The following is a 7,613-nucleotide window of genomic DNA, read 5'->3' on the forward strand; positions in this document are numbered from 1 at the left end:
ACATAGGTCTGATCTCCTATTTTAACCTCTTCCCCACCTTCAGGTAAATGGGGAACAATTGTACCGGCAGTAGCTGGCACCACAGTATAGCCTTCATCCGATTTTTCGTAATAGGCTCCACCATAGTAATAATTATTGGTGGTTTCATTCACCTCCACAACTTCAGCTTCTTTGGGAATAGTCTCAACTGTTGCCCCAACAGGAGCCTGCACCACAGTGTAGCCACCGCTGGATGACACATAGTAAACCCCTTGATTATAATGATATTGTTGACTCTGAACACTTAATATAATGGCTGTGGTGGCCATCGTGGCTACAAAAAATCCCCATGGATGCCAGGCTGGTCCCCAGTAAAACGGACGATAAGGATGATGATAATAGGGCCTGTGGCAATAGTAACTATGGCCTCCATACCTGTAAGGAGGTCTTACATACGCACGTCCACCTGCTCGCACATAGGTGTTACCCCTGTTAATATTTACGTTTCTGCTGTTGTCAATATTTATGTTTCTTCTGCTATTGTCAATATTTCTGTTTCCACTATTGCTTTTAATATCTGAAGTTCTTTTTCTTTCAGAAGTATTTGGTCTTGTTGTAGTCCCGGTTCCGGATCTATCTGATGTCCTTTGTCTGGGAGTAACATCCCTTTGCTGGGTACCTGGGGTTCTGGTATAACTACGATCATTTGTTCTGGTGTGCCCCCCGTTTATAGACCTGGAAGGAGCGTTGTATGAGGTAGAAGGCCTGGTGGCAGAAGAACGCTGTGTACTTTGACGTTGCGTGCTTGATCGGGAAGGTGCCGAGCGTTGGGGGCTGGGACGTGACGCCATACTCCTGCTGCCACCCCTGGATGCTCTGTGGCCCATTCTTTGCGCGTTTATTGCCTCAATAGGCAATACAAGCAAGAGTAATAATAGTAGTATTCCAGAAATCTTATTTGTTATTGTTTTATCTATGAACATAAATTAATTTTATTAATGAAACTGCTCTATGATTTCTCCATTATGTCAATTAGCCTTGCATTGGGTGGTGGTAAAAAGTTAAATATGGTACTGGGCAGGTTTGGATTAATGTCCCAATCTTTAAAGACAGATTCAAATCGTAAATTTTGTTTCCCTTTTTGAATTATTATAAAGCGTTTAGGTAAATTCCAATTGCTGCTTGAGATCCATAACTGAAAATGCATATTCTCATTAGTGGCCCTGATATAAAAACAATCTTCCCCGTCCACTACTGTTTTTCCTAAAAACTCAAGTGTATTGAAATCTGCTAAAATATCGTCAGTAAAAGAAGGATAGAAAAAATCTGCAGCAGGAAACTGAAAATCAAACCTGGTGTGCAGGTCATCCATCATCTCAATTATATTTCCGGGACTCTCAAGAGTAACGTAATTATTTTCTTTAAAGGAGTACATGGAGGCATATGTTCCATTAAACCAAAAACCATGTTTGCCTTTATTTCCGAATCTTTGGTAAACCATTTTATCAGGACCTGCCATTCTAACATTGCTGGTACTGTAGTGGGTCTCTATTTTTTGTTTATCATCCAGTCTGTCCGTAGCCGTTTCTACACTAAAGCTCACAGCCTCAAGTTCTCCTATTATATCAGCCATTCGATCCAGAATAAAAACTGCTGTAGAATCTATTTGCCTTGCAGCCTGACTTTGGCCACAAAAAGGAAGTGCTAATAAAGCAAGTGCTAATACATATTTTTTCATAGGCCTAAGATACTTATTTTTTGGGTTTTTAGTTCGAAGAATATAGATGCAGGATTAAATAATGAACGATGAAATAGTGTTGATTTTGTTATTCTTAGTTTTAATTACAAATACAAATGAATAAACCATACGACAACAATAACCACTATAAAGATAAAACTTAGTGCAAAGTACTTTATGGCATGTTCTACATTCTTGAATTTCTGATCAATAATTTTGCTTTCAATATAAATTTGCTGACTTAATTGTGAGTAAAAATCTTCGTCTTTGCCAAATATTTCAATCAACTTTTTAGAGTATTTCTCTATACTTCCGAATGAGTAAACTGCATCTCGAAAGAATAGTACATTTTTTTCATATTTCTTGCTAATCTGAGGTTTAAAACACTTAAAACAAAAGAAGATAGAAATCATTGCGCTGATCATCCAAAAAGACGCCAATACAATAAATAGCGCACCTTCCTGGAAAAGTGGCTTAAGTTCTTCTAACCTGTCAAAAAACACCCCCAAAACTAATCCATGAAATGAAAATATAACGCCCGCTTTAAGCTCCGAAGCCCGGATTAGTTTTTCCAATCGTTCTAATTGCTCCCAATAATTGTTAGGATCCTGTTTCGTATGTAAACTTTCTTTTTCTGACATTCCTTATTAAATGAATTTTAAATTAATCAACAATTTAAATATACAATAAATCCAATTATGGTATTTAATTAAAGGCAGAAGGAATTGGATATTCTATTATCTTTATCCCGGGACCAACCAATATTAGTATTAGGTATGAAATTAACCATTACCAGCCAACGCCTCTATTCACTTGATGCCCTGCGCGGATTTGACATGTTCTGGATCATTGGGGCAGAGGAAATATTTCATAAAATGGCAGAGATTACTAATTCGCCATTTTGGAATGCCCTATCTGTTCAGTTTATACATCCTGCATGGCACGGCTTTGCTTTTTACGATTTGATCTTTCCTTTGTTCCTTTTTCTTGCCGGGGTTGCCACACCCTATTCTGTTGGGAAACAACTTGAAAAAGGGGTAAGCCGGAAATCCCTGTTATTCCGTGTCATTAAAAGAGGTCTGATCCTGTTTCTCCTGGGGGTCATTTATAATAATGGCCTTGAAATACGCCCCCTGGAAGAAATTCGCTTTGGCAGTGTTTTGGGGCGCATTGGAATGGCCTATATGTTTGCAAACATCATATACCTTTATACCAAACAACGCGGCCAAATTATTTGGTTCTGCGCATTGCTTCTTGGCTATTGGTTCCTTTTAATGTTTAATTCTGCTCCCGGTTATCCCATGGGAGACTTGACCATGGAAGGTAATTTTGTCTCCTATCTGGACACACTGATAATGCCGGGTAAATTGTATTTGGGAATTCATGATCCGGAGGGATGGGTATCTACAATTCCTGCCATCCCAACCTGTTTATTGGGCATTTTTGCAGGAAATTTATTAAAAAAGGGTGCGGTTGATAAGCAAAAGACAACTGCTGTCCGGTTGGTAGTCATTGGGATTATTCTCATTATCGTGGCGCAATTGTGGAACCTGGTTTTTCCTATCAATAAAAACTTATGGACAAGTTCGTTCACCTTGCAATGTGGTGGTATAAGTATGTTATTGATGGCTGTCTTTTATTACGTTATAGATATCCTGGGGCATAAAAAATGGGCATTTTTCTTTAAAGTAATCGGTATGAACTCTATTTTGATCTATATGGCCGGCGGCTTTATAGATTGGGCTTATACTACATCTGCCTTGTTCAAATGGTTGGGTCAACTTGTGGGGGATCCATATAACGCGGTAGTTTTAGTATTTTGTTATATAGCAGTTCAATGGGCATTTTTATATGTGCTTTACAAAAAGAAGATTTTTCTGCGTGTTTAAAAGCTTTGCATTTTTAATTTAAAAGTTAAGTAAAACCACTAAGATTGATCAAATAAAAAATAGAGCTTATGGGCGTAATAAATAAGTCAGAACGAGATGCTATTTCTAAATCTCTAATTCAGGAACCAATAAACTGGCAAGAGGTTCTGTCTGAAATTATTTCCTGTTTCGATTGTACTACGGGGACGATTCATTTTCTGGATGAGAATACTTCAATCTTAAAGTTGCAGGCTCACCAGGGAATTCCACCTTTTTTAATACCAAAAATAACAGAGATATCCATAGGAAAAGGAATGGCCGGGATAGCGGCTGAACGCCTGGAACCCGTGGAAATATGTAACCTCCAAACAGATGATTCCGGTGTGGCGCGTCCTGCTGCAAAGGAAACAAAAGTTGAGGGATCAATTGCGGTGCCTATGCTATTAAATGGGGCTTTGTATGGGACATTTGGTATTGCAAAGCCTGTTGCCTATGATTTTACAAAGGAAGAGATTAAGGAACTTTTAGAACTTGGTACAGAAATGAGTCGGGCTTTACACCCCCATAAAAATTAATATGGTGTCAGGTTTAAACTTTGAACTTGTTATTCCAAGACCTAAAACTCGAGCTATTCAACAATTTGTTACAAGCTATAATTTAAATCCTGAGGGAATTACCGCTTCCTTTTTTAATACAACAATACCATCTTTAATGACATAGGTATCGGTTTCAATGTCTTCCAGATGAGAACCTCCATCAATGGTTACATCATCACCTATACGGCAATTTTTATCAATGATGGTATTATTAATAATACAACGCTCACCGATTCCCATCAGTATATTAATCTTGTTATTTTCTATTTCTTCCAGGGTTTCATAGTAATCGCTACCCATCATGTAGGTATTCTTAACGGTAGAACCAGCACCTATTCTGGAGCGTATTCCAATAACTGAGTGCTCTATTTTGCTGGCATGGATTATACATCCGTCGGCTATTACCGCTTTGTCCATTTGAGTTCCAGTTATCTTGGACGTAGGCAACACCCTGGCCCTTGTATGGATTACTCTTTGGGTGTCATACAGGTTAAACTTTGGAATACTGTCTGTTAATCCCAGATTTGCTTCAAAGAAAGAATCAATATTTCCAATATCCGTCCAATATCCTTCGAATTGATAACTGACTACCTTGTGTTTTCCAATGGATTGCGGGATGATCTCTTTTCCAAAATCCATGGTATTCGGATTATTCATTAGTTCTATAAGCAGGTCCCTGTTGAATATGTAAATACCCATGGATGCCAGATAAAAACGCTCTTCCTGCTTCATTTCCTCACTTACTTCAGATTGCCAATCCGGTAACAAATCGGATGATGGCTTTTCAATAAAGGAGGTGATATTATCTTCACTGTCATTTTTTAATATCCCAAAAGAAGGTGCGTCATTGGCATGAACGGGAATAGTTCCGATTGATATACCTGCATTGCTTTGAATATGTTGATCTATCATAATATTAAAATCCATTTGATATAACTGATCTCCTGAAAGAATTAAGGCATACTCAAATTCGTGTTGCAAAAAATGATGCATACTTTGTCTAACGGCGTCAGCGGTACCCTGAAACCAATCTCCGCTGGTCATGGTTAGCTCGGCTGCTAAAACATCTACAAAAGCTTTACTGAAAAAGCTAAAATGATAGGTGTTTTTAATATGCTTGTTTAAGGATGCAGAATTAAACTGGGTTAATACAAACATTCTCTTTATATCCGAATTAATGCAATTGGAAATAGGAATATCAACTAATCGATATTTACCTGCTATAGGTACTGCAGGTTTTGATCTTTTTTCGGTTAATGGAAAAAGTCGTGATCCCTGACCTCCCCCTAATATTATTGCTAGTACGCTATTCGTGAACATATTTTTTAGTTTATTAAAGATTTGTATAATGTTTCAATTTGTTGGGCAATAGCAGACCAGTCGAATGTTTCTTCTACTCTCTTTCTGCCCTTTAAGGCCATAGATTCCTGCAATTCTTTATCGCTAATTACAAGATTTATGCCTTCTGCAAGATCTTGGGCAAATTTGTCCGGATCCACCGGTTCAAAAGGAGCCACATTTTGTTGTTCCAAAGGTACCAGGATTCCTGTTTCACCGTTTACCACCACTTCTTTTATTCCCCCAACAGCACTGGCTACAACAGCTGTATTACAGGCCATGGCTTCAATATTGATTATTCCGAAGGGTTCATAAATAGAGGGGCAACAAAATACATCTGCATGGGAATAAAGCTGTATAACAGATTTTTTATCAAGCATTTCAGCTATCCAGATAACATTATCCCTGATCTTCTTTACTTCTGCAACGCTTTCTTCCATTTCCTTCTCAATATCAGGGGTGTCCGGGGCTCCTGCGCACAGTACAATCTGGGTATCCGGGTCTATATATTTAATTGCATTTACAAGGTGTATGATCCCTTTCTGCCTTGTAATTCTACCTACAAAAAGTACATAGGGTTTTGATTTATCGATATTATACTTATCCAGTGCGTCGGATTCCCTGGTAACTGCATACTCCTTAAGGTTTATTCCGTTGTATATGACCTTTATTTTTTCCTTATCTACATCAAAATATTTAAGGACATCATCTTTTGTCTCATAAGATACTGCGATAACTGTATCCGCCATTTCTATAGCTGTTTTTTCAATCCATAATGATGCGTCGTACCCTTTCCCCAGTTGTTCTCTTTTCCAGGGTCTTAATGGTTCTAAGGAATGTGTTGTTACTACCAAAGGAATTCCATAAAGCAGTTTGGCCGTTATGCCTGCAAAGTGCGAATACCAGGTATGGCAATGCACTATATCGGCATCTATGTCATCTGCATTCATATGAACACATGTACTTAGTGTTTTTAAAACGGCTTTAAGTTTATCGTTGGAGCTATTAAAAACAGGATTGTCATAAGGAAATCCCTTTACCGATAAATTATCCGACTTTTCATCCTGATCCCCAAAACATCGAACCTCAAGCTCCATAAGTTTCGCTAATTCGGCAGCCAAATACTCAACATGGACACCTGCACCTCCGTAAACATAAGGAGGAAATTCTCTGGTAAAAAAAAGTGCTTTCATATGATATTTTCAGGTATCGGTTTTAGAATTTTATTTTCAATTTTACCTGCAATTCAGCCTATTTTTTAATAGGTAATCAACAGAGTATTCATTTTTATAAAGGTATTTATAAATTTCTTTTTCTTTCAATAGATTGGTACATAAAACAAGATTAAATTGATTGTAAAGAAAAGTTTCCGTTTTTGACCCCAATAGGAGGGTTAGCATAAATGATTTTCCAATGAAATCCGAATAATTCTTTAGTAAAATAAAAAGACTTTCTTAAAAGTCGTTTGGCCATAATATCAATCAATCTGCTGATGATGACCTACATCATTGTAAAGGGTATTTGGGTGCTCTATTTTTGACTTTGTTCCCAAAAAGCCATGGGAAAACAAAAAGTATTCATTCTAATTCAAAAAATAAATCCGATGAAAAAGTTCAACAGCCTACATTTCAATTTGGTGATGATGTTAGTATGCCTGATAAGCCTATCAATTGTATTTCAATCATGTAAGAGAACAAGTGAAAAGGCCAGTGAGAAGATCATAGAAAAGTCTTTAGGTGATGATGCTGAGGTAGATATCGATGATGAAAAAGTGGTGATAAAGACTGATGAAGGTACATTTACCACAGATGCAACTATGAATAGCTGGCCCAAAGAGGCTCCCGGCGAAGTACCGGAATTTAAATTCGGTGACGTAATAGCTGTTACTACACAAGAAGTTGATGACGCTGATAACTGGGTTGTTATTTTCGAAAATGTTCCTGCTAATGCGCTCCAGGATTATAAGGAAACCCTGGAAAGCGAAGGTTTCAAAATTAGTTTTACAACTACCGCCGGAACAGGTGGCCACCTTGCTGCCGAAAAAGGAAAAATAGCGGTAATGTTAATGGCAGGTGAGGGTAATGCCACTGTTAC

The 7,613-nt window shown here is 37.8% G+C and carries 8 protein-coding genes; 3 read left to right on the forward strand and 5 right to left on the reverse strand.

The features are described 5' to 3' along the window. The 3 genes from Q0X66_RS14975 to Q0X66_RS14985 all read right to left on the reverse strand — a co-directional run. The coding region (locus Q0X66_RS14975; protein WP_297707763.1) for a DUF6515 family protein at positions 1-962 on the reverse strand (962 nt) is incomplete at its 3' end. 26 nt (positions 963-988) lie between these two features. Further along, complete coding sequence (locus Q0X66_RS14980; RefSeq protein WP_297707765.1) at positions 989-1,717, reverse strand: DUF2092 domain-containing protein; 729 nt, start codon at positions 1,715-1,717, stop codon at positions 989-991. Between the two features lie 104 nt (positions 1,718-1,821). Further along, positions 1,822-2,358 carry a Pycsar system effector family protein gene (locus tag Q0X66_RS14985; RefSeq protein WP_297707767.1) on the reverse strand — a complete coding sequence of 179 codons (537 nt, stop codon included), beginning with the start codon at positions 2,356-2,358 and terminating at the stop codon, positions 1,822-1,824. 135 nt (positions 2,359-2,493) lie between these two features. Between Q0X66_RS14985 and Q0X66_RS14990 the strand changes: the two genes are divergently transcribed. Continuing rightward, on the forward strand, positions 2,494-3,606 hold the full coding sequence (locus Q0X66_RS14990) for a DUF5009 domain-containing protein (protein ID WP_297707769.1): 1,113 nt from the start codon (positions 2,494-2,496) through the stop codon (positions 3,604-3,606). A gap of 68 nt (positions 3,607-3,674) precedes the next feature. Next, a complete protein-coding gene (locus Q0X66_RS14995; RefSeq protein WP_297707771.1) occupies positions 3,675-4,160 on the forward strand; it encodes a GAF domain-containing protein in 486 nt (161 codons plus the stop codon). A 75-nt stretch (positions 4,161-4,235) separates the two neighbouring features. Here Q0X66_RS14995 and Q0X66_RS15000 read toward each other — a convergent pair whose 3' ends face one another. Together Q0X66_RS15000 and glgA are read right to left on the reverse strand one after the other, a co-directional pair. Continuing rightward, positions 4,236-5,501 (reverse strand): glucose-1-phosphate adenylyltransferase, encoded by a 1,266-nt coding sequence (locus tag Q0X66_RS15000; protein ID WP_297707773.1) that lies wholly within the window; start codon positions 5,499-5,501, stop codon positions 4,236-4,238. Between the two features lie 5 nt (positions 5,502-5,506). Further along, positions 5,507-6,712 carry a glycogen synthase gene (gene glgA / locus Q0X66_RS15005; RefSeq protein ID WP_297707775.1) on the reverse strand — a complete coding sequence of 402 codons (1,206 nt, stop codon included), beginning with the start codon at positions 6,710-6,712 and terminating at the stop codon, positions 5,507-5,509. Positions 6,713-7,122: 410 nt separating this feature from the next. Here glgA and Q0X66_RS15010 point away from each other — a divergent pair. Beyond that, on the forward strand, positions 7,123-7,613 hold a 491-nt coding region (locus Q0X66_RS15010; RefSeq protein WP_297707777.1), incomplete at its 3' end, for a hypothetical protein.

Origin of the sequence: uncultured Eudoraea sp., from assembly GCF_947260015.1 — a bacterium.
In the GTDB taxonomy this organism is placed as follows: domain Bacteria; phylum Bacteroidota; class Bacteroidia; order Flavobacteriales; family Flavobacteriaceae; genus Eudoraea.